Here is a 23,704-nt window from a genome sequence, read left to right on the forward strand (position 1 = left end):
GGGCGCCAACCCGAGCGGTGAGCTGGCAACTTCATCACAGGTCGATCCGGTTGCTCACCCACCGCTCCCGAGGGGCGTCAGTCCGAGCGGTGACCTGGCAACCTCACCACGGGCCGATTCAGTTGCTCACTCACCGCTCCCGAGGGGCGCCAACCCGAGCGGTGAGCTGGCAACCTCATCACGGGTCGATCCGGTTGCTCACCCACCGCTCCCGAGGGGCGTCGGCGGGCTAGCCCCTCGCGCGGCGCTCGCGGCTGGCGGCGTAGAGGAACGACTCACCGCCGCGGACGTCCGGGGCCAGGGCCGGGCCGACGAGGATGACCGCGGCCTGGCGCAGACCCGCCTCCTCGACCTGGTCGGCGATGTCGCCGAGCGTGCCCCGCAGCACGAGCTCCTCGGGCTGCGTGGCCCGTGAGACGACCGCCACCGGGCACGCCTCGCCGTAGTGCTCGGCCAGCTCGGCGGCGAGCTCGCGCGTGCGGGTGATGCCCAGGTGCATGGCCAGCGTCGCGCCGGTCGCCGCGAACGCCGCGAGCTTCTCCCCCTCGGGCATCGCCGTCGAGCGCGCCTGGGTGCGGGTGAGGACGACCGACTGGGCCAGCTCGGGCACGGTCAGCTCGGCGCCGAGGATCGCCGCGGCCGCCGCATAGGCCGGCACGCCGGGGGTGACGTCCCACGGCACCTGGGCGGCGTCGAGCCGGCGGGCCTGCTCGTGCACGGCCGAGTACAGCGACGGGTCGCCCGAGCACAGCCGGACGACGTCGCGTCCCTCGGCGTGGGCGTCGACCAGGTGGGCGGTGATCTCGTCCAGGTCCAGGTGCTGGGTGTCGACCAGCCGGGCGTCGTCACGGCAGTGGCCCAGCACCTCGGCGTCCAGGTACGTGCCGGCGTACAGGACGACGTCCGCGGCCTGCAGCAGGCGCACGGCGCGCAGGGTCAGCAGGTCGGCGGCGCCGGGGCCGGCCCCCACGAAGTGGACGGTCATGACTCTCCCTTGGTGACGGACCACTGGCTCACGGCCCGGGCCGGCGTCCAGCCGGTGAAGCCGCCGAGCGGCTCGGCGCGCTCGACGGACAGGCGGACGAGCTCGCCGCCGTGGCGACGGTAGCGGTCGAGCAGCACGGCCTCGGTCTCGGCCGTCACGCCGTGCACGACGAGCCGGCCGCCCGGTCCGAGCGCGTCCCAGCAGGCGTCCAGCACGCCGGGCGCGGTCGCTCCCCCGCCGACGAACACCGCGTCCGGACGCTCGAGACCGGCCAGCGCGTCCGGGGCGGTGCCCTCGACGACGACGAGCCCGGGCACGCCGTGCTTCTCGGCGTTGGCGCGCACGAGGGCGAGCCGGTCGGGGCGCGGCTCGACCGCGATCGCGCGGGCGGTGGGCCAGGCACGCATCCACTCCACACCGACCGAGCCGCTACCCGCTCCGACGTCCCACAGCAGCTGACCAGGCGCGGGCGCGAGCCGGGCGAGGGCGCTGGCGCGCAGGTCGCGCTTGGTGATCTGGCCGGCGTGCTCGAAGGCGTCGTCGGGCAGCACGCCGCCGGACGTCCAGCCGGGCCCGGCACCGTGCACCTCGACCGCGAGCACGTTCAGCCGCGGCACCTCCGGGACGTCCCACCCCGCGGCCGTGCCCGATGTGCGCGACTCGGCCGCGGACCCGAGGTCGCCGAGCACGGTCAGCCGGCTGTCGCCCCAGCCGAGGCCGTCGAGCAGCGCGGCGACGAGGGCCGGCGTCGTCTCGTCGCTGGAGAGCACGAGCAGGCGGCGGCCGGCGGCCAGGGCGGGCACGACCAGCCGGACCTCGCGCCCGACCAGCGAGACGACGGTCGCACTCTCGGCCGGCCAACCCATCCGCGCCCGGGCCAGCGCCACCGACGACACGGCCGGCACGATCGTGACCCGCCCCGGGCCGAGGACGTCCAGCAGCGTGGTGCCGATGCCCGAGACGAGCGGGTCGCCCGAGGCCAGCACCACGACGGGAGCCTGGGCGTCGGCGAGCAGACCGGCAAGGTTCTCGCGCAGCGGCGACGGCCACGGAACCCGCTCCTGGCCGACCACCGGGGGCACGTCGGCGAGGTGCCGGGCGCCGCCCAGCAGCGTCCCGGCGCCGCGCACGAGCCCACGGGACGCCTCGGGGAGTCCGGCCCAGCCGTCGGCGCCGACGCCGACGACGGTCACGTGCGCATCCATGGTCGTGCACCCTAGCCGCGCCGGTCCGGCCCGCGGACCCCCTGTCCCGCACGGCCCCGTGGCGTCTAGGGTGTGCGTCGAAGGAACGAGGTGCCCCACGGCCGACGGCCACGGGGAGAATCTGGGAAGCCGGTGAGAGTCCGGCACAGGCCCGCTGCGGTGACTCAGGCACGACCTGGGAAGTCCGAAGACCGGCCTCGGTCCGACCCGCGACGCAACCGCGTCGCGGACCGTCGTGGCAATCGAGCGGGAGCCTCACATGCCAGCGCAGTACCCCTTCTGTGCCGTCGTCGGCGCCGACGACATGACCCTCGCCCTCACCCTGGTCGCGATCGACCCGCTCATCGGCGGCGTCCTGGTCCGCGGGGAGAAGGGCACCGCCAAGACCACCACCGTCCGCGGCCTCGCCGAGGTGCTGCCGCCGGTGCGGACGTTCGAGGGCGACCGGTTCTCGGCCGACCCCGACGACCCTGCCGCCGTCTCCCCCGACGGACCGTTCGCCGCGGGCACGCCCGTGGCCGAGCGGCCCGTGCGGCTCGTCGAGCTCCCGGTCGGCGCCAGTGACGACCGCGTGACCGGGTCGCTGCGCCTGGACTCCGCCCTGCGCGAGGGCAAGGTCGAGCTCGAGCCCGGCCTGCTCGCCCGCGCCCACCGCGGCCTGCTCTACGTCGACGAGGTCAACCTGCTGCACGACCACCTCGTCGACCTGCTGCTGGACGCCGCCGCCACCGGCCGGGTGAGCATCGAGCGCGACGGCCTGTCGATGGAGCACGCCTCGCGGTTCGTGCTCATCGGCACCATGAACCCCGAGGAGGGCGAGCTGCGCCCGCAGCTGCTCGACCGCTTCGGCCTCACCGTCGAGGTCGCCGCGCCGCGGGACCCGGCGCTGCGCGTCGAGGTGGTGCGCCGCCGGCTCGCGTTCGACGCCGACCCCGAGGGCTTCGCCGGCCGCTGGGCCGCCGAGCAGGACGCGTTGCGCGACCGCCTCGCGGCCGCCCAGCAGCTGGTGGCCGAGGTGGACCTCGACGACGAGACGCTCATGACCATCGCCGAGATCTGCGCCGCGTTCGACGTCGACGGCCTGCGGGCCGACCTCGTGACCGCCCGCGCTGCCGCGGCCCACGCCGCCTGGCAGGGCCGCACCCACGTCACCCGCGAGGACGTCCGCGTGGCCGCCCGGCTGGCGCTGCCGCACCGGCGCCGGCGCAACCCGTTCGACGAGCCGGGGCTGGACGAGCAGCAGCTCGACGACCTGCTCGGCGACGACGAGCCGGACCCGGGCCCCGAGCCCGACGGCGACGGACCCGACGACGGCGGTCCTGGCGACGGCAGCCCCGAGGACGGGCCCCAGGACGGACCGGCCGACGACGCGTCCGACCAGGCCCCGCAGCCGCCGCAGCCCCAGCAGACCGACGAGCAGGGCGAGAGGCAGCCCGCCGGCGCCGGCACGGTCGCCGCGGCCGGCGCGCCCGGTCGCGCCCGGCTGCTCGTCGTCCGCGGTACCGGCGAGGGCCAGGCCGGACGCCGCTCCCGGGCCCGCACCCCGCAGGGCCGCGTGGTCGGCGTGCAGCGCGACCGCACCGCCCCCGGGCGCCTGCACCTGAGCGGCACCATCGCCGCCGCCGCGCCGCACCAGCAGGATCGCGGTGGGCTGACCGACGGCCGCGGCGTCGTGCTCGCCCCGTCCGACCTGCGCCGGGCCGAGACGGTCGGGCAGGAGTCCAACCTCGTCCTGCTGTGCGTCGACGCGTCCGGCTCGATGGCCGCGCGCCGCCGCATGGAGCAGGTGAAGACCGCCGTGCTGTCGCTGCTGCTGGACGCCTACCGCCGCCGCGACAAGGTAGCCCTGGTGACCTTCCGCCAGCACGCCGCGGACGTCACGCTCCCCCCGACCGGCTCGGTCGACGTCGCCTCACGCCGCCTGGCCGACCTGCCGGCCGGCGGCCGCACCCCGCTCGCCGAGGGCCTGGAGCGGTGCGCCGACGTGCTGCGCCGCGAGGCCCTGCGCGACCCGTCCCGGCGTCCGCTGCTCGTCGTCGTCACCGACGGCCGCGCCACCTCGGGCGCCGACGCGCTGGGCCGGGCCCACCGCGCCGCCGGGCACCTGGCCGCCACCGGCGTGCAGAGCATCGTCGTCGACTGCGAGACCGGACGCTTCCGGCTCGGCCTCGCCGGTCAGCTCGCCCAGCACCTCGGGGCCGAGCACGTCCCGCTCGGCGAGGTCACCGCCGACGGGCTGACCGGCGTCGTGCACGCCGCCACCGCGCCGCGCGAGGGGGTGGCCTGATGCCGCAGGGCAAGCCGCTGGTCGTCCCCGACGACGGGCTCACCACGCGCCAGCGCCGCAACCGGCCGCTGCTGATGGTCCACACCGGCGACGGCAAGGGGAAGTCGACCGCCGCGTTCGGGCTCGCGATGCGCGCCTGGAACCAGGGCTGGGACATCGGCGTCTTCCAGTTCGTGAAGTCGGCCAAGTGGCGCATCGGTGAGCAGACCGTGCTCGAGCGCCTGGCCCGTCTGCACGACGAGACCGGCGAGGGCGGGCCCGTCGAGTGGCACAAGATGGGCTCGGGCTGGTCGTGGAGCCGCAAGGAGGGCTCCGAGGCCGACCACGCCGCGGACGCCGCCGAGGGCTGGGCCGAGGTCAAGCGCCGCATCCAGGCCGAGCGCCACCGGCTCTACGTCCTGGACGAGTTCACCTACCCGATGCAGTGGGGCTGGGTCGACGTCGACGACGTCGTCGACACCCTCGCGAACCGGCCCGGCACGCAGCACGTCGTGGTCACCGGCCGCCGCGCCGACCCGCGCCTGCTCGAGGTCGCCGACCTGGTCACCGAGATGCAGCACGTCAAGCACCCCATGGACGTGGGCCAGAAGGGCCAGCGAGGCATCGAGTGGTGACGTTGCCGCGCGTCCTCGTGGCGGCGCCCGCGTCCGGGCACGGCAAGACGACCGTGGCCACCGGCCTCATGGCCGCGCTCGCCGCTCGCGGGCACGTGGTGTCGGGGCACAAGGTCGGCCCCGACTACATCGACCCGGGCTACCACGCGCTGGCCACCGGCCGGCCCGGCCGCAACCTCGACCCGCACCTCACCGACCCTGCACTCATGGTGCCGCTGCTCCTGCACGGGGCCCAGGGCGCCGACGTGGCCGTCGTCGAGGGCGTCATGGGTCTGTTCGACGGCCAGATCGGCGGCGACGGGTTCGCGTCCAGCGCGCACGTCGCGACGCTCACCCGCACCCCGGTCGTGCTCGTCGTCGACGTCTCGCACGCCTCGCGCAGCGTCGGCGCCGTCGTCCACGGCATGGCCACGTTCGAGCCGGGCGTCACCGTCGCCGGCGTCATCCTCAACAAGGCCGGCTCGCCGCGTCACGCCGCCGAGGCGCGCGCCGCGGTCGAGCGCACCGGCGTCCCGGTGCTCGGCGTGCTGCAGCGCGACCACGGCGTGAGCGCTCCCTCGCGCCACCTCGGCCTGGTCCCGGCCGAGGAGCGCGACGAGGCCGCCGGCTCCTTGGACCGGCTGGCCGCGCAGGTCGCCGAGCACGTCGACCTGGATGCCGTGCTCGAGATCGCGCGCAGCGCCGCTCCCCTGGACGAGCCCGCCTGGGACCCGGCCGACCACGTGCGTCCGGCCGGTCCCGACGCGCCGGTGGTGGCCGTGGCCGCCGGCCGCGCGTTCACCTTCCGCTACGCCGAGACCACCGAGCTGCTCGAGGCGGCCGGCTGCACCGTCGTGCCGTTCGACCCGGCCCGTGACCGGCACCTGCCCGCCGGCACCCGAGGCCTGTACCTCGGTGGCGGGTTCCCCGAGGTGCACGCCGCCGCGCTCAGCGCCAACACCAGCCTGCGTGCCGACCTGCGCCAGGCGGTGCTCGACGGCGTCCCGACCGTCGCCGAGTGCGCCGGCCTGCTGTACCTGTGCCGCACGGTCGACGGGCACCCCATGATCGGCGCGCTCGACGCGGACGCGGTGATGACGCCGCGGCTCACGCTGTCGTACCGCACCCCGCGCCTGGGCACCGACCAGCTGCTCGGACCGGCCGGCACCACCGCCACCGCGCACGAGTTCCACCGCACGACGGTCACGCCGGTGCACGGCGACCGGCCGGCGTGGTCGCTGGACGCCGGCGACGTCGGGTTCGCCGGCCCGACCCTCAGCGCGTCCTACCTGCACCTGCACTGGGCCGGCCACCCGCACCTGGCCCAGTCTTTCGCCGACGCCGTGCACGGCTCGACGGCGACCGCCCGCCCGGCCGCGCCCGTCGCCGCCACCTCGTCACCGGTCACCGGGTCCACGACGCTGGCCGACCCGCTGCGGCACCACGGCGACGTCGAGGCCACCGAGGGGCTGCTCGACCTGGCCGTCAACGTCAGCCGGCTCCCCCGCCCCGAGTGGCTGGAGCAGGCGCTGCGCGACGGCACCGCCGCCTCGACCGCCTACCCCGACGCGTCCGCCGCCCACGCCGCCGTCGCCCGGCGCCACGGGCGCGACGCCGACGAGGTGCTGGTCACCGCCGGTGCGGCCGAGGCGTTCTTCCTGCTCGCCCGGGCCCGGCACTGGCGGCGTCCCGTCGTGGTGCACCCACAGTTCACCGAGCCGGACGTCGCCCTGCGCGCCGCCGGCCACCGGCCCGCGCACGTGCTGTGCCATGCCGAGGACGACTTCGCGCTCGATCCGGCCCTGGTGCCCGACGACGCCGACCTCGTCGTCGTGGGCAACCCGACCAACCCGACCGGACGCCTGCACCCGGCCGCGACCCTGCGCGCCCTGTGCCGGCCCGGACGCGTCGTCGTGGTCGACGAGGCGTTCATGGACCACGTGCCGGGCGAGCGCCAGACGCTCACGGCGCACCGGCTCCCCGGACTCGTCGTCGTCCGCAGCCTGACCAAGCTCTGGTCGATGCCCGGCGTCCGCGCCGGCTACGTCGTCGGGGACCCGGCCGTCGTGGCCGACCTGCGCGCGCAGCAGCCGCCGTGGTCGGTCGGCACCGCCGCGCTCCACGCCGTCGTCGCCACGAGCGGGCCGCAGGCGCTGGCCGAGTCCGACCACCGGGCCCGGCTGTCCGTCCGGCACCGCAAGGTCCTGGTCGACGGCCTGGCCGAGCTCGGCGTCGAGGTCGTGCCGTCCGAGGCGCCGTTCGTGCTCGCCCGGCTCGGCAGCGGTGGGCACGCCCGCCTGCGCGCGGCCGGGGTCGCGGTGCGCCGCGCCGACACCTTCCCCGGGCTGGACGACACCTGGGCCCGCCTGGCCGTCCGCGAGCCCGCCGCCACCCGTCACCTGCTCACCACGTTGGGAGTCGAAGCCGCATGGAGCTGAACGTCGCCGGGCGCTCCGTCCTCGTCCTGGACGGTGGTGAGCCCGCCGTCGCGACCGTCGCCGCGCTGCTGCGCGACGGGGCGAAGGTCACCGTGGCCGCGCCCGCGGTCTGCACCGCCATCCAGGACCTGGCCGAGCGCGGCCGCCTGGACTGGACCACCGGACCGGCCGACGAGGCGGCGCACGACGTCGTCCTGCGCGCCGTCGCCCGCGAGGAGCCGCGACCGGCGAGCCCGTCCGCGGGCGGACGCGTGACGCTCGTCGGCGCCGGCCCCGGCGATCCCGGTCTGGTCACCGTGGCCGGACGCGCCGCCATCGAGACCGCCGACGTGATCGTCGCCGACCGGCTCGCGCCCTGGGAGTCGGTCGCCTGGGCCCGCCCCGACGTCGAGGTCGTCGACGTCTCCAAGATCCCGTTCGGCCGCTCGACCCCGCAGGAGGAGATCAACCGCGTCCTGGTCGAGCACGCGAGCGCCGGCAAGCACGTCGTGCGGCTCAAGGGCGGCGACTCGTTCGTGTTCGGGCGCGGGTTCGAGGAGGTCCAGGCCTGCGCGGCCGCGGGCGTCCCGACCACGGTCGTGCCCGGCGTGACGTCCAGCGTCGCCGGCCCGGAGCTGGCCGGCATCCCGGTCACGCACCGCGGCCTCGTGCAGGGCTTCACGGTCGTGTCCGGGCACGTGCCGCCGGGCCACCCCGAGTCGACGCTCGACTACGCCGCCCTCGCCCGCTCCGGCACGACGCTGGTCGTGCTCATGGGCGTCCGGACGCTCCCCGCCATCGTGGCCGCCCTCGTCGACGGCGGCCTGGCCGCCGACACCCCGTGCGCGCTGGTCGCGGACGCCAGCCTGGCCAGCCAGCGCGTCGTCCGCAGCACGCTCGCCGACGCCGTCGCCGACGCCACGGCGGCCGGGGTCGGGGCGCCCGCCGTCGCCGTCATCGGCCACGTCGCCGCGCTCGAGCCGTGATCTGCTGGCTGCGCCACGGCGAGTCCACCTGGAACGCCGCCGGCCGGATGCAGCACCGCGACCCCACGCCGCCGCTGACCGAGCTCGGCCGGCTGCAGTCGCGCTCCGCCGCCGAGCACCTGCGCGGCACGGCCTTCGACGCGCTGCTCTCCTCCCCCGCCGTCCGGGCGCGGCAGACCGCCGGGATCGTCGCCGACGCGCTCGGGCTGGAGGTGCGGGTGGACGACCGCCTGGTCGAGCGCGACCACGACGAGACCGTCGCGGAGGTGCGCGGCCGTGTCCGGGCGGTGCTGGCCGACCACCCCGGCGAGCTGCTCGTCGTCAGCCACGGCGACACCATCGCGGTGGCCGTCGAGCTGCTCACCGGACGCCCCTGCGAGCTGCCCGGCAACGCCCAGGCGATCGTGACCTCGGACACCCTCGAGGCGCGCTCCTGACCTGCTAGCCTCGTGCCACCTCAGCCGAAGGAAGCCGGTGTGAATCCGGCGCAGTCGCGCTACTGTGACGCCCCTCCCGGGGCGGAGCCAGACCCGACGGCCGAGGCGAACATCCATCGATGGGACGCAGAATCCCCTAGGAGTGTCAGATGCCTCAGGCAACCACGGCCGTCCCGGCCGCCCTTCCCCAGATCCCCGTCGCGGCGCTCGCGCCCTGGGCGGTCTTCTTCGCCCTGCTCACGACCGTCGTGCTGTTCTTCGTCGGCGCCGAGCAGGGTGCGTTCTCGGTCTTCGAGGGCACCGCGATCCACGAGTGGGTCCACGACGCCCGCCACGTCATGGGCTACCCCTGCCACTGACGCGCCCGCGCGCCGTCCGCGCCCGGCTCCGTCCGGACGCCCTCCCGGGCCCTCGGCCCGGGTCCCTCACTCCCACCACCCCGGAGGCCTCGTGCTGCCCGGGTGACCGAACGGACCCCTCATGACCCCACGCACCTTCCTCGTCCACGGCCTGCTCGCCGGTCTGGTCGCCGGCCTCGCCGCCTTCCTCGTCGCCTACGTCGTCGCCGAGCCGCAGGTCGACGCGGCGATCGCGCTGGAGGAGGCGGGCTCGGCCGAGCCCGCCGAGCACAGCCACGCCGAGGGCACCGCCGCCCACGCCCACGAGCACGACCACGGCGAGGAGGCCGGCCACTCGCACGGCGAGGGCGCCGAGGTCTCGCGCTCGACCCAGTCCACGTGGGGCCTGGCGACGGGCACGCTCCTGCTCGGCTCCGTGCTCGGCGGCGGCACCGCCCTCGGCGCGGCGTTCGCGCTCGGCCGGCTGGGCGGGCTCGGCGCCCGGGCCTCGACCGCGGTCGTCGCCCTGGCCGGCTTCGTCGCCACGTCCCTCGTGCCGTTCCTCAAGTACCCGCCCACCCCGCCCGCCGTGGGCGACGGCGAGACGATCGGCGAGCGCACCGCGCTCTACTTCGGCTTCTGGGCGATCAGCCTGGTCGCCGGGGTGGCCGCGGTCGTCCTGGGCCGCCGGCTGCTCGAGCCGTTCGGTGGTCTCGGCGCGGTGGTCGCCGCGACGGCGGCCTACCTGGTCGTGGTGGTCGGGATCGGCACGGCGCTTCCCACCGTCAACGAGCTCGGCGACTTCCCGGCCGACGTGCTCTGGTACTTCCGCCGCGAGTCGCTGCTCACGGTCGCGGCGCTGTGGGCCGTCCTCGGCGTCGTCCTCACCGCGCTGGTCGGACGCGACGCGGACCGCGTCGTCGTTGCCCAGCAGCGTCGCGAGGCGGCCGCCGCCCTGTGAGCAGGTCCCTGGCCGCCGGGCTGGCGCTCGGCTTCGCGCTCGACCGCGTCCTCGGCGACCCGGCCCGGTTCCACCCGGTCGCCGGGCTGGGCCGCTGGGCCGCCGCCGTCGAGCGCCGCACCTACGGCGACCGCCGCGCCGCCGGCGTGCTGCACCACGCCGCCGTCGTGGTCCCGCTCGTCGGGGGCGCGGTGCTCGCGGAGCGCGCCTGCCGCCGGCCCTGGCAGCACGCCGCGCTCACCGCGGTGGTCACCTGGTCCGTCGTGGGCGGACGCTCACTGGTGCGTGAGGGCACGACGATCGCCGGCCAGCTCGAGCGTGGCGACCTGCCCGCCGCCCGCCAGCAGGTCACCCACCTGGTCGGTCGCGACCCCAGCCGATTGGACGCCGACGGCGTGAGCCGGGCGGCGGTGGAGTCGATGGCCGAGAACACGTCCGACGCCGTCGTGGCCCCCCTGCTGTGGGGCGCGGCCCTCGGCGTGCCCGGCCTGGTGGGCTACCGGGCGGTGAACACGCTCGACGCGATGGTCGGGCACCGCAGCGAGCGCTACGAGCGGTTCGGGTGGGCCAGCGCCCGGGTCGACGACGTGGCCAACCTGGTGCCGTCGCGGGTGTCCGCCGCCCTCGCCTCCGCGCTCGCGCCGTCCGTCGGCGGCGGACCGGCGGACGCGCTTCGGGCCTGGCGCCGCGACGCCCGTCGCCATCCCAGCCCCAACGCCGGACCGGTCGAGGCCTCGTTCGCGGGCGCGCTCGGCGTCACGCTCGGCGGCGTCAACGACTACGCCGGACGCGTGGAGCACCGGGCCGCGATGGGCGACGGACCCGCCCCCCGCGTGACCGACCTGCCGCGCGCCACCCGGCTCGCGACGGGCGTCGCGTGGGCCGCGGCCGGGCTCAGCGTCCTGGCTGCGCTCGCACCCAGGCGCGGGCGGCGCTCGCGTCGGTCACGACGCTGACGCCTGCGGGCGCCCCGGCCCGCCGGACGACCACGACCGGCACGCCGAGCTCCGCGGCGACGTCGAGCTTCGCCTCGGTGTGCTCGCCGCCGGAGTCCTTGGTGACCAGCACGTCGGTGCCGCGCATCGCGTCCCGCTCGTGGTCGCGCGTGTAGGGGCCACGGCTCTGCACCAGCGTCCAGGCGGACGGCAGCTCGATCTCGGGCGGATCCACGACCCGCACGACGCAGCCGTGGTCGCGCAGCGGCTCGACGAACCGCGCCAGCGACTGACGCCCGACGGTCAGGAAGGGGCGCTCCCCCAGCTCCGCCGCCACCTGCGCGGCCTCGTCGTGGTCGTCGACCCAGTGCCAGGTGCCGGCGTCCGGCCGTACCGACCAGCCCGGACGCTCCAGGCGCAGCAGCGGCACGCCGGCCTGCGGGCACGCCGCGGCGGCGTTGGCGCTGATGCGCTCCGCGAACGGGTGCGTGGCGTCGACGACGACGTCGACGACGTGCTCGCGCAGGTGCGCCGCCAGGCCTTCGACGCCGCCGAACCCGCCGACCCGCACGTCGCCCACTGGCAGCCGGGGCCGGGCCACGCGTCCGGCCAGCGACGTGGTGACGTCGTCGCCGTCGTCGACCAGGAGCTCGGCCAGGGCGCGTGCCTCGCGCGTGCCGCCCAGCAGCAGGACCCTCACGCGTGCGGACCGATCACCGGCACCGACGGGGCGCCACCCTCGGCCAGCGCGAGCAGCGCGTCGACGTCCAGGTGCTTCTCGGCCAGGTCGCCGAGCAGGTCCAGCCGCGCCTCGCGGGCGGCGGCGAAGCTGACACCGGACGCCTCGAACGAGCCGCCCCGGGCGCGGGCCGCCAGGTCGAGCACGGCGGTGCGCAGGGCGTCGGCCTCCAGGCTGCCGTGCCACATCGTGCCCAGCACCGCGCCGTCCTGCGCGCCGCCGAGGAACTCGGTCGCGCCGTCCTCGCGCGTGATGCGGCCGTGGTGGATCTCGTAGCCGGACGCCGGGGCGCCGAGGGCCTCGCCGTGCGGCAGCCGCAGGGTCTTCTCGGCGGCGAACGTCGTCTCGACCGGCAGCAGGCCGAGACCCGCCACGCTCGTGGGCGACCCGGACTCGACGCCCTCGGGGTCGTGCACGGCGCGGCCGAGCATCTGGAACCCGCCGCAGATGCCGAGCACGGCGCGACCGGCCTCGGCGTGCCGGACGATCGCCCGGTCCAGGCCGCGTGCGCGGAGCCAGGCCAGGTCCGACACCGTCGCGCGGGTGCCGGGCACGACCACGAGGTCGGCGTCGGCGACGTCGTGCGGGGCGGCGGTGAAGACGACGTCGACGTCCGGCTCGAGCCCGAGCGCGTCCACGTCGGTGAAGTTGCTGATGCGCGGCAGCCGCACGACGACGACGCGCAGCGCCCCCTCGGCGCCCGCCCGCCGGCCCTCGAGGTCCAGGGCGTCCTCGGAGTCCAGCCAGACGTCCGGGCTCCACGGCAGGGTGCCCAGCACGGGACGTCCGGCCAGCCGCTCGAGGCTGCGCAGCCCCGGTGCGAGCAGGGTCTCGTCGCCGCGGAACTTGTTGACGACGAAGCCGGCCACGAGCCGCTGGTCGGCCGGTTCCAGGAGCGCCACCGTGCCGTAGAGGGCGGCGAAGACTCCCCCGCGGTCGATGTCGCCGACCACGACGACGGGCATGTCGGCGTGCCGGGCCAGGCCCATGTTGACGTAGTCGCCGGCGCGCAGGTTGATCTCGGCGGGGCTGCCCGCGCCCTCGGCCACGACCAGGTCGTAGCGCGATGCGAGGTCGTCGTACGCGGCGTACGCGGCCTCGGCCAGGTGCGTCCGGCCCCCGATGAACTCGGCGCTGCTGATCTCGCCGGCCGGGCGACCCATCACCACGACGTGGCTGCGCCGGTCTCCCCCGGGCTTGAGCAGCACGGGGTTCATCGCCGCCTCGGGCTCGGCACCCGCGGCGAGCGCCTGGACCCACTGCGCCCGGCCGATCTCGGCCCCGTCGGCGCACACCATCGAGTTGTTCGACATGTTCTGCGACTTGAACGGCGCGACCCGCACGCCGCGCCGGGCGAACGCGCGGCACAGCGCCGTCGTCACCAGGCTCTTGCCGGCGTCGGAGGTCGTGCCGGCGACCATGAGCCGGGCCTGTCTGTCCACCGCTCCAGTATCCCGGCCACCGCTCCCGCGCGGGCCGTCGCCTCGCCGGAAGCGCGGACGGCACCGACCGGCCCGTTCTAGGATCCGGCCATGACCACGCCAACGGCACCGTCCCAGACGACCAGCAGCGGGGCGCCGGTCGCCATCATCGTCACGGCCGCCGTCGCGATCCACCTGCACTGCTGTCCGTCCTGAGCACCGTGCTCGCGTGGCTCGTCCTCGCCTTCGCCCTTCCGGAGGGCTGGGGTCCGGTCCTCGTGAGCCAGGACGACCTCGTCGCCACGCCGCGGGAATGGGCCTTGCGCAGCGTGCTCGTGGCCGCGTGCGTCGCAGCGGTGCTCGTCGCCGTCCACCGCCGCGGGCGGGAGACCACGCCGTCCGTCCGGGCCGCGCTGGCCGTCTCCGTCGTCAGCCTCGCGGTCGGACTCTCTGAGTGGCGCATCGACCTGGGCCAGCTCACCAGCTGGACTTGATGATGCCCGGCAGCTCGCCGCGGTGCGCCATCTGACGGAAGCGGATGCGCGACGTGCCGGTCAGCCGGACGAACCCGCGCGGGCGTCCGTCGACCTGGTCGCGGTTGCGCAGCCGCACCGGGGACGCGTCGCGCGGCAGGCGCGACAGGGCCCGCACCGCGGCCGTCTGCTCGGGCGATCCGGGCAGGGCGAGGCGCACCTGCTCCTTGAGCGCGGCACGACGGTCGGCGTAGCGGGCGACCACCTCGCGGCGGCGTCGGTCGGCGGCGATCTTGCTCTGCTTGGCCATCAGCGCTCCTCCTTGAACGTCACGTGCCGGCGCACGCGGGGGTCGTACTTGGTCAGCTCGAGCCGGTCGGGGTCGTTGCGCCGGTTCTTCCGTGTGACGTACGTGTAGCCCGTCCCGGCGGTGGACCGGAGCTTCACGATGGGCCGGACGTCGCTGCTGCGGCTCGCCATCACAGGCTCCCGTCGCGACGGACGATGTCGGCCACGACGGCGTCGATGCCGCGCTGGTCGATCGTCTTGATCCCGCGGGCGCTGACCCGCAGCGTGACGTGCCGGCAAAGCGTGGGCACCCAGTACCGCTTGCGCTGGACGTTGACGTCGAAACGGCGCTTGGTCCGACGGTGCGAGTGCGAGACGTGGTGACCGAACCCCGGACGGGCGCCGGTCACCTGGCACGTGCGTGACATGGCTTCCTCCTACGAGTACTATTGAGAATGATTCTCAGTCTCACACACGGAAGGAGCAGCATGCGCCGCGGCATCCACCCGCCCTACGCCCCGGTGGTCTTCCGGGACCGCTCGACCGGCGACCTGACGCTGACCCGCTCGACCATGACGAGCGACCGCACGATCGAGCTCGACGGCACCACCTACCCCGTCGTCGACGTGGACGTCTCGACCGCCAGCCACCCGTTCTGGACCGGTCGCGGACGCGTCGTCGACAGCGAGGGACGCGTCGAGCGCTTCCGCCGTCGCTACGGCAGCCGCGCATGAGGACGCCCGTCGTCCTGCTGACCGGCACCGATCGCGACGCCCTGGCCACGACGATGGTCGGCCTGCTGTTCGACCTGCCCGGAGCCGTCGCCGTGCGCCACCACATCGACGTGGACGCCGGCGTCCTGCGACGCGTCGTGAGCGACATGAGCGGGGTGCTCGAGCAGCACGAGGTGCACCTGGAGCACGCCTGCGTCAGCTGCGCCCTGCGCGAGGACGTCCTGCCGACGCTCGAGCGCCTGGCCACGGACGGGCGCTGGTCGACGATCGTCGCCCACCTGCCCGTCGGGGCGGAGGCCGACCAGGTCTGCCACGTCCTGGCCCTCGACACCCGCCTCGCCCGGCGCCTGCGGGTCGCGTCCGTGGTGGCCGCGCTCCCCGGACGCGGGATCGAGCACGACCTGCTCGGTGACGACCTGCTGGCCGAACGCGGCACGCACTGCGGTCCCGACGACCGACGCGGTGTGGCCGAGGTGACCTGCGCGATGGTCGAGCACGCCGACGTCACGGTCGCGGTCGGCGAGGCGGAAGACGCCGGGCTCGACCTGCTGGCCGCGCTCGCCCGCCCCGGCGCGAGCGTGGTCGCCGGCACCGAGCACCTCGACGCCACGGCACTCACCGGCCACGCCCACGACTACGGCCGCACCGAGGCCTGGACGGGCACCGTCCTGGAGTGCGAGCTGCCGAGCCTGCGGTCGCCCCACGTGTGGCGCCTCGACCTGCGATCGGACCGCCCGTTCGACCCCGCCCGGCTGCTGGACGACCTGGAGAGCCTCGGCTCCGGCCCGTTCCGTGCGCGCGGCTGCTTCTGGCTGCCGACCCGTCCCGACCGCGCCCTCGTGTGGGACGGCGCGGGCGGCCAGCTCAGCATCGGCGACGGCGAGTCCTGGGGCCCGCGACCGCCACGCACCCGGCTCGTCCTGACCGGGACCGGCGACGTCCCGGCCGGGCTCGAGGAGGCGTTCCACGCGCTGCTCGTCGCGCCGGACGCGGCCCCGGACGACTGGCGCACGACCCACGACGGGTTCGAGCCCTGGCTGGGAAGCATCTCGGCCTGATCGCTGTTCACTACCCCGCAGGAGGACCCATGGCAGTACCGAAGCGCCGCACGTCGCGCAGCAACACCCGTCACCGGCGGTCCCAGTGGAAGGCGTCCGCGCCCGCCCTGGTGTCCGTGACGGTCGACGGCCGCGAGCACCGCGTCCCCCGACGCCTCGTCGCCGCCGTCCACGCAGGGCTGGTCGATCCCACGACCGGCCGGAACAGGAGGAACGCATGAAGGTCAGGAACTCGCTGCGCTCGCTGAAGAACCAGCCGGGCTCGCAGGTCGTGCGTCGCCACGGACGCACCTACGTGATCAACAAGCAGAACCCGCGCCTCAAGGCCCGCCAGGGCTGACCGCGCGCGACGGCCCCCGACCTGCACGCAGGTCGGGGGCCGTCGTCCGTCCGGTCACCGTCAGGACGACTCGCCGGCGCGCCGCGCGCGACTCTGCGCCCGGCGCCGCATGCGTCCGGTGAGCAGGCTGCCCGCCGTCGCCACGAAGACGATGTCGACGACCATCTGCACGAGCACCAGCACCCGTGCCGTCTGGCCGGCCGCGTGCACGTCGCCGTAGCCGATGGTGAGCATCGTCGAGCAGGTGAAGTAGAGCGCGTCCACCCGGGTGTCGAGGCCGGCGACCTCGCCGGGCCGGTGCACCTCCAGGGCGTAGAAGCCGAGCGCGAACGTCACGACCACGAGCACCAGCGACGCGACGAGCCCGTCGACGCGTCGGTCCTGGTCCTCGGCCGTGAGTCGCAGCTGCCACAGCAGCACCGTGATCGCGGCGCCGAGGAGCACCGCGGTGGCCAGGCCGCGGACGAGGGTCGTGCCGGTGGTCTCGGAGCGGACCGGCACCACGAGGAACAGGACGAGGAGCAGGACGCTGACCGAGCCCAGCCGCAGGACGCGGGACACCACCGTGGCCTAGCCGTCCGGGATGGAGACGACCTCGACGACGTCGATGCCGACCGTGGTGAGCAGGTTGAGAACGCCTTGCAGCTCCTGCTGGTCGGCCATGTCGCCGGTCAACGTCGTCGAGGCCTGGTGGCGCCGGACGACCAGCTGCGGGAACGCGGTCAGCAGCTCCTCGGACAGCTCGCCGTCCACGCGGATCAGCATCTTCGCCATCGTCCCGCCCGCCCCTCGTCGTCGCGGCCGAACCCGCGACCTGCGGCGACGGTACGCCGGAGCCGTGCCGGCGACCTCACCGGAATCGGGCGAGGACCCGCGGTGGGCCACGGGACGACGATCGCCGCAGACCACCGACCGAAGGGATCCCCCGTGAGCGAGCTCGTGCTGGTCGTCCTCGGGGCCGTGCTGTGCTTCGCCGGCGCGGCCTCCGTCCGGCTCGGCGTGCTGGTGGCCGGGTTCGCGGCGGGCTGGTTGCTGGCCGAGGTCTTCGACGCCTCGCTCGGCACGACCCTGCTGGTCGCGCTCTGCGGCGCGGGGCTGGCGTTCGTCAGCACGTGGCTCGTCGCCACCGTCATGTTCCTCGTCGGCGGCGGGTGCGTCGGCGCCATCGTCGGGGCGAAGCTGTTCGTCCTGGCCGACTCCGGGGCCGGGCAGGGCGACGCCGACTGGCTGCTCGCGACGGTCTTCGTGCCGACGGTCGCCGTCCTCGGTGCCCTGCTGGCGAACCGGTTCCGGCTCCGGTTCCTGCGGTGGGGCACGGCACTGGCCGGCTCCGCGCTCGTGCTGTCGGGCGTCGGCCGCCTGGGCGACGACAGCGTCGGCCTGCTCTGGCGCCCGGAGTCCGGGCCCGAGGCCGCGCTGTTCGCGGTCGCCTGGGCGGTGCTGGCCCTGGCCGGTCACCGCGTGCAGTCCCGCGCGTCCGGGCAGCCGGACGCCGAGGACGCCCGCCGCTGACGACCGGCGTTCACCCCCGCCGGGTGAGGACGCGGGCCGTTCGCGGGGCTGGACTGGCACCACCACCACCGATCGCGACGTCGTCCGCGCCGCCGCGCACACCCAAGGAGCAGCGATGGCACAGGCCACCCTCACCGTCTGGAAGTTCGACTCGCCACACGGTGCCGAAGAAGCCGCACGGACCCTCCAGCAGCTCGCGCGCGAGAACGTCATCACCGTGCTGGACTCGGCGACCGTGTCGTGGGAGGAGGGCAAGAAGAAGCCCAAGACGCACCAGGGCGCCCCGACCACCGGCGTCGGCGCCCTCGGCGGCGCCTTCTGGGGGATGCTGTTCGGCCTCATCTTCTTCGTGCCGCTGCTCGGGGCCGCGGTCGGCGCCGCCACGGGCGCGCTCGCCGGGTCGTTGACCGACGTCGGCATCGACGACGGGTTCATCAACCGGGTCCGCGACCAGGTCACGCCGGGCACGTCCGCGCTGTTCGTCATGACGTCCGACGCGGTCATCGACCGGGTCAAGGACGCCTTCGCCAGCCACCAGCCGTCCGACCTGATCTTCACCAACCTGTCGACGGAGCAGGAGCAGGCCCTGCGTCAGGTGTTCGCCGAGGCGTGAGGCACGCAGTCGCTCGCCGGCCGGACGCGCGCGCCCGGCCGGCGCTGCGGCCGCCGACGCACGGCCCTCCAGGAGGAGACCCGATGATCACCAGACCGAGGCCCAGCGACGCCGACGAGCCGACCGGCGTCATCGCCTTCAGCGGGCTCATGCTGGCCGCCGCCGGCATCCTGCAGGTGCTCCAGGGCGTCGCGGCGATCGCCCAGGACCAGGTCCTGGCGTCCGGCCCGAAGCAGAGCCTCCAGATGGACGTGACGACCTGGGGCTGGGTGCACGTGGGTCTGGGCGCCCTCGCGGTCCTCGTGGCGGTCGGCATCCTGCTGAACCAGGCCGGAGCGGCCGGCGCCGGCATCCTGGTCGCGGCCGCGGGGTGCGTCGTCAACTTCCTGTTCCTGCCCTACTACCCCTGGTGGGCGCTGACGCTCATCGTCACGAACCTGCTCGTCGTGTGGGCCCTGAGCCTGCAGCTGGACCCCGTGCACCGGTGAGTCCGACCAGTTCTCGGATCATCCGCTGCGGATGAGCTCCATCGGCCCCTGGAGGGCCTACGGTGAAGGAAGGGCGGCCGAGGTCGCCCCCTGACGCCGTGGGCGCACCTCGAGGACGGCCCGCGGCACGGACCCGGGGGAGGCTGGGGCCAATGTCGGAGCTGCACGACGACCGCGAGCGTGGGGACGGTGTTCCCCCGCCCGGCGGCGCCCCGCCGCGACTGCCGCACAACTACGTCCTGCGCCACACCCTGTTCGAGCACCTGGACGCGTCCGCGTCCTCGCCGCTGACCCTGCTGGTCGCGCCGGCCGGCACGGGCAAGACCCTGGGCGTCGGGGGGTGGGCCCGCCTGCGGCACCGCGAGCCCGTCGTCTGGGTCCAGGCCGACGCCCGTTGGGACGCCGAGCGCCTGGCCCAGCAGCTCGACCTCGCCGTCGCCCCGTCCGCTTCAACCCCCGGCGTGGTTGTGGTCGACGACGCGCACCTCCTGCCGCCCGCTGCCGTGCGGTTGCTGGAGCACCGCTTGTCGACCGACCCGGACTCGATGCGGGTGCTCCTCCTGAGCCGGTGGGACCTGCCCGTCAGCCGCTTGGTCCCCGAGCTGCTCGGGCACCTGACCGTGCTCCGCGGCGACGTGCTGCGGCTGACCGACGACGAGACCGCCGAGATGGTCGCGTCGCACGCGCGGACCCGGGACCCGGAGGTCGTCGCCGCCATCAGCGGCCAGGCCCAGGGCTGGTGCGCCGCGGTCGTCCTGCTCTCGCGCGCCGTGGCCGCCGCCGCCGATCCCGTGGCCGCGGCCCGGCGCTACGCGGCGGACGCCACCGGCGTCGCCGGGCAGGCCACCAGCGAGGTCTTCGCCTCCCTCCCCCGGCGCCAGCGCCACCTGCTGCTGACGGTGGCGTCCGATCAGGTCGTGACGCCAGCGACCGCCGTCCACCTCTCCGGCGACCAGGACGCGGGCGAGGTGCTGACCGACCTGCAGTCCACCGGGCTGCTCGTCACGCGGCTGGACGGCGCATCGGTCGAGGGACCGCTCGCCGACGAGCCGGACGCCCGGTTCCGCATCCACCCGCTGCTCGTGGAGGTCGTCCGCCGCCGGCTCGTCAGCGGAGGCGTGGACGTCGTGCTGGCTCGGTCCACCGTCGCACGGGCCGTGGAGCTGGACGTCGCCCGCGGTGCGACCGGCCTGGCGTTCGAGCGGCTCGTGGGCGTCCACGAGCTCGAGCTCGCCGCGGGCATGCTGGCCGGCGAGGGGCTGACGCTGCTCATGCGCGGCCAGGGCAGCCTCGTCGCCCGGTTCGCCCGGGACCACCCGGACGTCGTCGAGGCCGAGCCGGCCGCGTGGCTCACCGTCGCGCTGGAGCGGTGGGTGGCCGGGGACACCGCGGCCGCCCGGTGCTGGAGCGAGCGGCTCCGCGCCCACGTGGCCGCACCGACCCGGCTGGCGCGGTCGGGCCGGACCGTCGAGGCGTTCACCGGGCTCGTGCTGGGCCGGCTGGGCGTGCTCCCGCTGGCGGACGCCGTCCGGGACGCCCAGGAGCTCGCCGACGAGCTGTCGGCCGGCTCGACCAGCCCGGTGGGCGACAGTGCGGTGCTCCCCCAGCTGCTCACCGAGCTGGGCATCGCGCAGAACTGGACCGGCGACCTGACGCCGGCGGCCCGGAACCTGACGTCGGCCGCGGAGCTCGGACGCTCCCGCGAGCTGCCTGCCCTGACCCTGGCCGCGTCCACCCACCTGGCGCTCACCGAGTACATGCTCGGACGGGAGCGGACCAGTCGCGAGGTCGCGGAGCAGGCCTGCGTCGTCCTCGCGGACACGCCGGACTGGCGACCGCGCTACGCCCGGACCCGGGCCGCGCTGGCCCTCGCGCTGTCCGGCATGCCCGGGCTGCCGCTCCCGGCGGTCGTGCTGGAGACCGATGGCATGCAGGTCCATCCCGGCGACCACACGACCCGGTTCTGGCGGCGTGTGCTGGAGGCCCGGGTCGCGCTGCGCGGCGGGTCCCTGCACCAGGCCGAGCAGGTCATGGCCATGCCGCTCGACGTGCCCGGCAGCGCGGACGGGCTCCCCGACCACCTGCGCGTGGCGCTCCTGGTCGAGCGGGGGCTCCTGGCGTACCTGGCCGGCGACCGCGACCGGGTGCGAGTCGCCGAGCAGGCACTGGCGACCGTGACGGCGCCCGGTGAGGTCGCGCTGCTCCTCGGCCTGCAGGCCGACCTCGTCGGCGACGTCCACGCCGCCTGCCAGCTGCTGGACGAGGCCAGCCGCACGGCCCGGTTCGCCCAGCCCGCGACCCGGGAGCTCGCGCTGACGACGCGGGCCCAGCTGCTCGACGTCCTCGGCGACCGGGCGGCGGCGCTGGACGACCTGCGGGCCGCCGTCCGCGGCACGTCCGTCCGCGACAACGTGGTGCCGTTCCTGGGCTGGTCGCGGCACGGCACTCCCCTGTCGCTGCTGCTCGAGGCGCTCGCCGAGCAGGACCAGCCCGACGCGGCATCGTGGCTGGCGCAGGTCGTCGACGCGCGCCGCGGGCACGCCGACGTCGTCGGGCGCTACGGCTTCTCGATGGCCACGGCGGCCGAGCGCGACCGGGTCGAGGAGCCGGTCTCCCGGCTCGAGCTGAGCGCCCGCGAGCGCGACGTGCTCGCCGACCTCGCCCGTGGCTCCACCTACGCCGACATCGCCGCGAACCTCGTCGTGTCCGAGAACACCGTCAAGACCCACGTCTCCAACCTGTACGCGAAGCTCGCGGTGTCACGCCGCAGCGAGGCGCTCGCCGTCGCCCGGACCCACCGGCTGATCTGAGCGCCGTCGTCTGATTCGGGTGAGGCCCGCCGGGCCGGGACGGACCTACGCTCGCGACGCACGCACGTCCACCGCCACGGACCGGAGGACCCATGACCGCACCGACCGGAGCACGTGACCGGGCGCCCGACTCGGGCATGGCCTGGGAGACGGCCGCGTTCGCGGGCTTCCTGCTCGCGACCGTCGGCATCATGCAGGCGCTCGAGGGGATCGCCGCGCTGGTCGGCGACGACGTCTTCACCGGGCGACCGCGCTACTTCGCCGAGCTCGACCTCGACACCTGGGGCTGGGTCCACCTGGGCCTGGGCGTGGTCGCCACGGTGATCGGCGGCGCCCTCCTCATGGGCGCGCCCTGGGCCCGCTTCGCCGCCCTGCCCGTGGCGTTCCTCGCGGTCGTGGCCAGCTTCCTGTTCATGCCGTACTACCCGTTCTGGGCCTTGGTCGTCATCGCCTTCAACGCCCTCGTGATGTGGTCGCTGTGCCGGCTGATCGCGACCCAGTGAGCGAGGGGTTCCCGGCGGGCGAGGAGCTGGCGGCGCTCAGCGCGAGCTCACTCACCGTGTGGCACTACGACTCCGTCCTCGGTGCCGCCGCCGGAGAGCTGCGGCTCCGGGACCTGCAGCAGCGCGAGGCCGTGACGGTCGTGGACGCCGTCTCCGTCACCTGGGTGCACGGCGCCCACGCCCCGCGCATCGGCCACCTGCGTCACCGGTCGTCGTCCGGCGACCGATCGGTGCTGGCCGGCCTGCTGGCGCTCGTGGTGCCCGACCCGGCGCCCGCCGACGACCCGCGCGACGTGCTGGGCACGCTCGCCCGCCGCCTGGAGGGCACGGGGATCGAGCGTGACTTCCTCCAGGACATCCGCAGCCGCCTCGAGCCGGGGACGTCCGCCCTCACGGTGCTGGCCACCGACGCCGACATCGACGAGGTGCGCGGGGTCGTGGAGCGGGGCCGCGCCCGTGGCGACGTCCGGCTCATGCACGCGATGCTGCGCACCGGCGCGGCCGAACGGCTCGCTGCGGCCGTCCACGAGCTGCAGGACCGCGGCTAGGCGGGGCCGAACAAGGATTCGCCCGAAGCGGGTGAGACGCACCCGGGACGGCGAACGATATCCAGGGAGGAACCGACCGAGCAGGAGGCCCGTCATGGATTTCTGGGACGTGATCTGGTTCATCGTCGTCAGCTTCGCCTTCATCGCGTACCTGATGGTGATGTTCAGCATCCTCACCGACGTGTTCCGCGACGCGGACCTGTCCGGTGCGCTCAAGGCGGTGTGGGTCGTCTGCCTGATCTTCCTGCCCTTCGTGACCGCGCTGGTCTACCTCATCGCCCGCGGCCGCGGCATGGCCGAGCGCCAGATGAGCGCGGCCGTGCGCCACCGCGAGGCCCAGGACGCCTACATCCGGTCCGTCGCCACGCCGTCCCCGCCCGACCAGATCGCCCAGGCGAAGTCGCTGCTCGACTCCGGCACGATCACCGGCTCCGAGTACGAGGCGTTGAAGGCGAAGGCACTGGCGTGAGCGACCGCGCGGCGTCCGGCGGCCCGTCGGGTCCGCCGCGGCGCGAGAGCCGCATGACGACGTCCCGGGCCCGGGCGCTCAGCCGGGTCGGGGGCGTCGTCCTGCTCGTCACCGCGCTGCTGGCCGTGCTGCAGGGCATCACCGCGCTGGGCCAGGACGAGCCGCTGTCCGACGACGTCGACTACTCCTACGCGCTCGACCTGACGGCGTGGGGCTGGATCCACCTCGTCGTGGGCGTGCTCGCGGCCGTCGTCGCGGTCGGCGTGCTCACCGGCGCGACGTGGGGCCTCGTCACCGGCCTGATCGTGGCCGGCTCCTCGATGCTGGCCAACTTCGCCTTCCTCCCGGTCTATCCGCTGTGGGCGATCGTCGTCATCGGCTTCGACGTCCTGGTCGTGTGGGCGCTGTGCGAGCTGCTCCGCGACGCCGAGGGCGAGCTCTCGTCCGTCGCGGACGACGCGGACCGAGCCCGTGCCGGTGATGCTGGAGCCCACGTCCGGCGTCCGTCCTCGTCGCACGAGAGTGCGCCGAGGTGAGGTGGAGGGGCGCCGCCCCGTCAGGAAG

30 protein-coding genes, 1 pseudogene and 2 riboswitches are annotated in these 23,704 nt (G+C 75.3%); of the genes and pseudogenes, 22 read left to right on the plus strand and 9 right to left on the minus strand.

Annotated features, from left to right (window positions below):
- Positions 1-229 precede the first annotated feature (229 nt).
- Positions 230-985, minus strand: coding sequence for a precorrin-4 C(11)-methyltransferase (gene cobM, locus HGAM_RS12350; protein ID WP_019145812.1), 756 nt, complete (start codon positions 983-985; stop codon positions 230-232).
- Positions 982-2,190, minus strand: coding sequence for a bifunctional cobalt-precorrin-7 (C(5))-methyltransferase/cobalt-precorrin-6B (C(15))-methyltransferase (locus HGAM_RS12355; RefSeq protein WP_019145813.1), 1,209 nt, complete (start codon positions 2,188-2,190; stop codon positions 982-984). Before HGAM_RS12355 ends, cobM begins: the two co-directional genes overlap by 4 nt.
- A 71-nt stretch (positions 2,191-2,261) precedes the next feature.
- Positions 2,262-2,404: riboswitch (cobalamin riboswitch) on the plus strand.
- 45 nt (positions 2,405-2,449) lie between these two features.
- Here HGAM_RS12355 and HGAM_RS12360 point away from each other — a divergent pair.
- From HGAM_RS12360 to HGAM_RS12395, 9 genes and pseudogenes are all read left to right on the plus strand, one after another.
- Complete coding sequence (locus HGAM_RS12360; protein ID WP_019145814.1) at positions 2,450-4,477, plus strand: VWA domain-containing protein; 2,028 nt, start codon at positions 2,450-2,452, stop codon at positions 4,475-4,477.
- Positions 4,477-5,091 (plus strand): cob(I)yrinic acid a,c-diamide adenosyltransferase, encoded by a 615-nt coding sequence (gene cobO / locus HGAM_RS12365; protein ID WP_019145815.1) that lies wholly within the window; start codon positions 4,477-4,479, stop codon positions 5,089-5,091. Before HGAM_RS12360 ends, cobO begins: the two co-directional genes overlap by 1 nt.
- Positions 5,088-7,508 carry a bifunctional hydrogenobyrinic acid a,c-diamide synthase/histidinol phosphate aminotransferase CobBC gene (gene cobBC, locus HGAM_RS12370; RefSeq protein WP_019145816.1) on the plus strand — a complete coding sequence of 807 codons (2,421 nt, stop codon included), beginning with the start codon at positions 5,088-5,090 and terminating at the stop codon, positions 7,506-7,508. Before cobO ends, cobBC begins: the two co-directional genes overlap by 4 nt.
- Positions 7,499-7,645 (plus strand): annotated as a pseudogene (locus HGAM_RS21050) (NAD(P)-dependent oxidoreductase); the annotation flags it as partial. The gene cobBC and the pseudogene HGAM_RS21050, both read left to right, overlap by 10 nt.
- A 57-nt stretch (positions 7,646-7,702) precedes the next feature.
- Positions 7,703-8,473 carry a uroporphyrinogen-III C-methyltransferase gene (gene cobA, locus HGAM_RS12375; RefSeq protein WP_245532127.1) on the plus strand — a complete coding sequence of 257 codons (771 nt, stop codon included), beginning with the start codon at positions 7,703-7,705 and terminating at the stop codon, positions 8,471-8,473.
- Complete coding sequence (locus HGAM_RS19175; RefSeq protein WP_019145818.1) at positions 8,470-8,910, plus strand: histidine phosphatase family protein; 441 nt, start codon at positions 8,470-8,472, stop codon at positions 8,908-8,910. The genes cobA and HGAM_RS19175 overlap by 4 nt, the downstream gene beginning before the upstream one ends.
- 18 nt (positions 8,911-8,928) lie before the next feature.
- A riboswitch (adenosylcobalamin (AdoCbl) riboswitch) is annotated at positions 8,929-9,016 on the plus strand.
- Positions 9,017-9,059: 43 nt separating this feature from the next.
- Positions 9,060-9,269 (plus strand): CbtB domain-containing protein, encoded by a 210-nt coding sequence (locus HGAM_RS12385; RefSeq protein WP_019145819.1) that lies wholly within the window; start codon positions 9,060-9,062, stop codon positions 9,267-9,269.
- 121 nt (positions 9,270-9,390) lie between these two features.
- Complete coding sequence (locus HGAM_RS12390; RefSeq protein WP_019145820.1) at positions 9,391-10,209, plus strand: CbtA family protein; 819 nt, start codon at positions 9,391-9,393, stop codon at positions 10,207-10,209.
- Positions 10,206-11,165 carry a cobalamin biosynthesis protein gene (locus tag HGAM_RS12395; protein ID WP_019145821.1) on the plus strand — a complete coding sequence of 320 codons (960 nt, stop codon included), beginning with the start codon at positions 10,206-10,208 and terminating at the stop codon, positions 11,163-11,165. Before HGAM_RS12390 ends, HGAM_RS12395 begins: the two co-directional genes overlap by 4 nt.
- On the opposite strand, the gene HGAM_RS12400 is transcribed toward HGAM_RS12395, so the two are convergent.
- Both HGAM_RS12400 and HGAM_RS12405 read right to left on the minus strand, forming a co-directional pair.
- Positions 11,104-11,844 carry a cobalt-precorrin-6A reductase gene (locus HGAM_RS12400; protein ID WP_019145822.1) on the minus strand — a complete coding sequence of 247 codons (741 nt, stop codon included), beginning with the start codon at positions 11,842-11,844 and terminating at the stop codon, positions 11,104-11,106. The genes HGAM_RS12395 and HGAM_RS12400 overlap by 62 nt on opposite strands.
- Positions 11,841-13,304 (minus strand): cobyric acid synthase, encoded by a 1,464-nt coding sequence (locus HGAM_RS12405; RefSeq protein WP_019145823.1) that lies wholly within the window; start codon positions 13,302-13,304, stop codon positions 11,841-11,843. The genes HGAM_RS12400 and HGAM_RS12405 overlap by 4 nt, the downstream gene beginning before the upstream one ends.
- Before the next feature lie 221 nt (positions 13,305-13,525).
- Between HGAM_RS12405 and HGAM_RS12415 the strand changes: the two genes are divergently transcribed.
- Positions 13,526-13,798, plus strand: a complete 273-nt coding sequence (locus HGAM_RS12415; RefSeq protein WP_019145825.1) for a hypothetical protein — start codon at positions 13,526-13,528, stop codon at positions 13,796-13,798.
- On the opposite strand, the gene rpsN is transcribed toward HGAM_RS12415, so the two are convergent.
- From rpsN to rpmB, 3 genes are read right to left on the minus strand one after another with little or no spacing between them, the layout of a single operon-like run.
- Positions 13,782-14,087, minus strand: a complete 306-nt coding sequence (rpsN, locus tag HGAM_RS12420; RefSeq protein ID WP_019145826.1) for a 30S ribosomal protein S14 — start codon at positions 14,085-14,087, stop codon at positions 13,782-13,784. The genes HGAM_RS12415 and rpsN overlap by 17 nt on opposite strands.
- Positions 14,087-14,257, minus strand: a complete 171-nt coding sequence (gene rpmG, locus HGAM_RS12425; RefSeq protein WP_019145827.1) for a 50S ribosomal protein L33 — start codon at positions 14,255-14,257, stop codon at positions 14,087-14,089. The genes rpsN and rpmG overlap by 1 nt, the downstream gene beginning before the upstream one ends.
- Positions 14,257-14,493, minus strand: coding sequence for a 50S ribosomal protein L28 (gene rpmB, locus HGAM_RS12430; protein ID WP_019145828.1), 237 nt, complete (start codon positions 14,491-14,493; stop codon positions 14,257-14,259). The genes rpmG and rpmB overlap by 1 nt, the downstream gene beginning before the upstream one ends.
- Positions 14,494-14,553: 60 nt before the next feature.
- Between rpmB and HGAM_RS12435 the strand changes: the two genes are divergently transcribed.
- The 4 genes from HGAM_RS12435 to ykgO are packed head-to-tail and all read left to right on the plus strand — an operon-like array spanning position 14,554 to position 16,197.
- Positions 14,554-14,799 carry a type B 50S ribosomal protein L31 gene (locus tag HGAM_RS12435; RefSeq protein WP_019145829.1) on the plus strand — a complete coding sequence of 82 codons (246 nt, stop codon included), beginning with the start codon at positions 14,554-14,556 and terminating at the stop codon, positions 14,797-14,799.
- Positions 14,796-15,857 (plus strand): CobW family GTP-binding protein, encoded by a 1,062-nt coding sequence (locus HGAM_RS12440; protein WP_019145830.1) that lies wholly within the window; start codon positions 14,796-14,798, stop codon positions 15,855-15,857. Before HGAM_RS12435 ends, HGAM_RS12440 begins: the two co-directional genes overlap by 4 nt.
- Positions 15,858-15,886: 29 nt before the next feature.
- Positions 15,887-16,078, plus strand: coding sequence for a 50S ribosomal protein L32 (gene rpmF / locus HGAM_RS20135; RefSeq protein WP_081591935.1), 192 nt, complete (start codon positions 15,887-15,889; stop codon positions 16,076-16,078).
- Positions 16,075-16,197 carry a type B 50S ribosomal protein L36 gene (ykgO, locus tag HGAM_RS12445; protein WP_019145831.1) on the plus strand — a complete coding sequence of 41 codons (123 nt, stop codon included), beginning with the start codon at positions 16,075-16,077 and terminating at the stop codon, positions 16,195-16,197. The genes rpmF and ykgO overlap by 4 nt, the downstream gene beginning before the upstream one ends.
- Before the next feature lie 60 nt (positions 16,198-16,257).
- Here the strand turns inward: ykgO and HGAM_RS19180 are convergent, their stop codons facing one another.
- Positions 16,258-16,758 (minus strand): potassium channel family protein, encoded by a 501-nt coding sequence (locus HGAM_RS19180; RefSeq protein WP_019145832.1) that lies wholly within the window; start codon positions 16,756-16,758, stop codon positions 16,258-16,260.
- A 9-nt stretch (positions 16,759-16,767) separates the two neighbouring features.
- A complete protein-coding gene (locus HGAM_RS12455; protein WP_019145833.1) occupies positions 16,768-16,962 on the minus strand; it encodes a hypothetical protein in 195 nt (64 codons plus the stop codon).
- 162 nt (positions 16,963-17,124) lie between these two features.
- Here HGAM_RS12455 and HGAM_RS19185 point away from each other — a divergent pair, with 162 nt between their 5' ends.
- From HGAM_RS19185 to HGAM_RS19190, 8 genes are all read left to right on the plus strand, one after another.
- A complete protein-coding gene (locus HGAM_RS19185) occupies positions 17,125-17,709 on the plus strand; it encodes a hypothetical protein (RefSeq protein WP_019145834.1) in 585 nt (194 codons plus the stop codon).
- Positions 17,710-17,824: 115 nt separating this feature from the next.
- Entirely contained in the window at positions 17,825-18,322 is a 498-nt protein-coding gene (locus HGAM_RS12465) for a DUF1269 domain-containing protein (protein WP_019145835.1), read from the plus strand.
- An 83-nt stretch (positions 18,323-18,405) separates the two neighbouring features.
- A complete protein-coding gene (locus tag HGAM_RS12470) occupies positions 18,406-18,810 on the plus strand; it encodes a DUF7144 family membrane protein (RefSeq protein ID WP_019145836.1) in 405 nt (134 codons plus the stop codon).
- 152 nt (positions 18,811-18,962) lie between these two features.
- Positions 18,963-21,620 carry a helix-turn-helix transcriptional regulator gene (locus tag HGAM_RS20900; protein ID WP_019145837.1) on the plus strand — a complete coding sequence of 886 codons (2,658 nt, stop codon included), beginning with the start codon at positions 18,963-18,965 and terminating at the stop codon, positions 21,618-21,620.
- 92 nt (positions 21,621-21,712) lie between these two features.
- Positions 21,713-22,123, plus strand: a complete 411-nt coding sequence (locus tag HGAM_RS20655) for a DUF7144 family membrane protein (protein WP_019145838.1) — start codon at positions 21,713-21,715, stop codon at positions 22,121-22,123.
- Positions 22,120-22,671 carry a DUF1269 domain-containing protein gene (locus HGAM_RS20140; RefSeq protein ID WP_019145839.1) on the plus strand — a complete coding sequence of 184 codons (552 nt, stop codon included), beginning with the start codon at positions 22,120-22,122 and terminating at the stop codon, positions 22,669-22,671. The genes HGAM_RS20655 and HGAM_RS20140 overlap by 4 nt, the downstream gene beginning before the upstream one ends.
- Before the next feature lie 94 nt (positions 22,672-22,765).
- Positions 22,766-23,140 (plus strand): SHOCT domain-containing protein, encoded by a 375-nt coding sequence (locus HGAM_RS12490; protein WP_019145840.1) that lies wholly within the window; start codon positions 22,766-22,768, stop codon positions 23,138-23,140.
- Positions 23,137-23,676, plus strand: coding sequence for a DUF7144 family membrane protein (locus HGAM_RS19190; protein ID WP_019145841.1), 540 nt, complete (start codon positions 23,137-23,139; stop codon positions 23,674-23,676). Before HGAM_RS12490 ends, HGAM_RS19190 begins: the two co-directional genes overlap by 4 nt.
- Positions 23,677-23,704: the final 28 nt, after the last annotated feature.

Source organism: Aeromicrobium massiliense JC14 (assembly GCF_000312105.1).
In the GTDB taxonomy this organism is placed as follows: Bacteria; Actinomycetota; Actinomycetes; order Propionibacteriales; family Nocardioidaceae; genus Aeromicrobium; species Aeromicrobium massiliense.

Bases quoted from the DNA above. Each gene is read 5' to 3' on its own strand.
- cobM (WP_019145812.1), bottom strand. From the start codon at position 985: ATGACCGTCCACTTCGTGGGGGCCGGCCCCGGCGCCGCCGACCTGCTG.
- HGAM_RS12355 (WP_019145813.1), bottom strand. From the start codon at position 2,190: ATGGATGCGCACGTGACCGTCGTCGGCGTCGGCGCCGACGGCTGGGCC.
- HGAM_RS12360 (WP_019145814.1), top strand. From the start codon at position 2,450: ATGCCAGCGCAGTACCCCTTCTGTGCCGTCGTCGGCGCCGACGACATG.
- cobO (WP_019145815.1), top strand. From the start codon at position 4,477: ATGCCGCAGGGCAAGCCGCTGGTCGTCCCCGACGACGGGCTCACCACG.
- HGAM_RS12385 (WP_019145819.1), top strand. From the start codon at position 9,060: ATGCCTCAGGCAACCACGGCCGTCCCGGCCGCCCTTCCCCAGATCCCC.
- HGAM_RS12390 (WP_019145820.1), top strand. From the start codon at position 9,391: ATGACCCCACGCACCTTCCTCGTCCACGGCCTGCTCGCCGGTCTGGTC.
- HGAM_RS12405 (WP_019145823.1), bottom strand. From the start codon at position 13,304: ATGGTCGCCGGCACGACCTCCGACGCCGGCAAGAGCCTGGTGACGACG.
- rpsN (WP_019145826.1), bottom strand. From the start codon at position 14,087: ATGGCCAAGCAGAGCAAGATCGCCGCCGACCGACGCCGCCGCGAGGTG.
- rpmG (WP_019145827.1), bottom strand. From the start codon at position 14,257: ATGGCGAGCCGCAGCAGCGACGTCCGGCCCATCGTGAAGCTCCGGTCC.
- rpmB (WP_019145828.1), bottom strand. From the start codon at position 14,493: ATGTCACGCACGTGCCAGGTGACCGGCGCCCGTCCGGGGTTCGGTCAC.
- HGAM_RS12435 (WP_019145829.1), top strand. From the start codon at position 14,554: ATGCGCCGCGGCATCCACCCGCCCTACGCCCCGGTGGTCTTCCGGGAC.
- HGAM_RS12440 (WP_019145830.1), top strand. From the start codon at position 14,796: ATGAGGACGCCCGTCGTCCTGCTGACCGGCACCGATCGCGACGCCCTG.
- rpmF (WP_081591935.1), top strand. From the start codon at position 15,887: ATGGCAGTACCGAAGCGCCGCACGTCGCGCAGCAACACCCGTCACCGG.
- ykgO (WP_019145831.1), top strand. From the start codon at position 16,075: ATGAAGGTCAGGAACTCGCTGCGCTCGCTGAAGAACCAGCCGGGCTCG.
- HGAM_RS12455 (WP_019145833.1), bottom strand. From the start codon at position 16,962: ATGCTGATCCGCGTGGACGGCGAGCTGTCCGAGGAGCTGCTGACCGCG.
- HGAM_RS12465 (WP_019145835.1), top strand. From the start codon at position 17,825: ATGGCACAGGCCACCCTCACCGTCTGGAAGTTCGACTCGCCACACGGT.
- HGAM_RS12470 (WP_019145836.1), top strand. From the start codon at position 18,406: ATGATCACCAGACCGAGGCCCAGCGACGCCGACGAGCCGACCGGCGTC.
- HGAM_RS20900 (WP_019145837.1), top strand. From the start codon at position 18,963: ATGTCGGAGCTGCACGACGACCGCGAGCGTGGGGACGGTGTTCCCCCG.
- HGAM_RS20655 (WP_019145838.1), top strand. From the start codon at position 21,713: ATGACCGCACCGACCGGAGCACGTGACCGGGCGCCCGACTCGGGCATG.
- HGAM_RS12490 (WP_019145840.1), top strand. From the start codon at position 22,766: ATGGATTTCTGGGACGTGATCTGGTTCATCGTCGTCAGCTTCGCCTTC.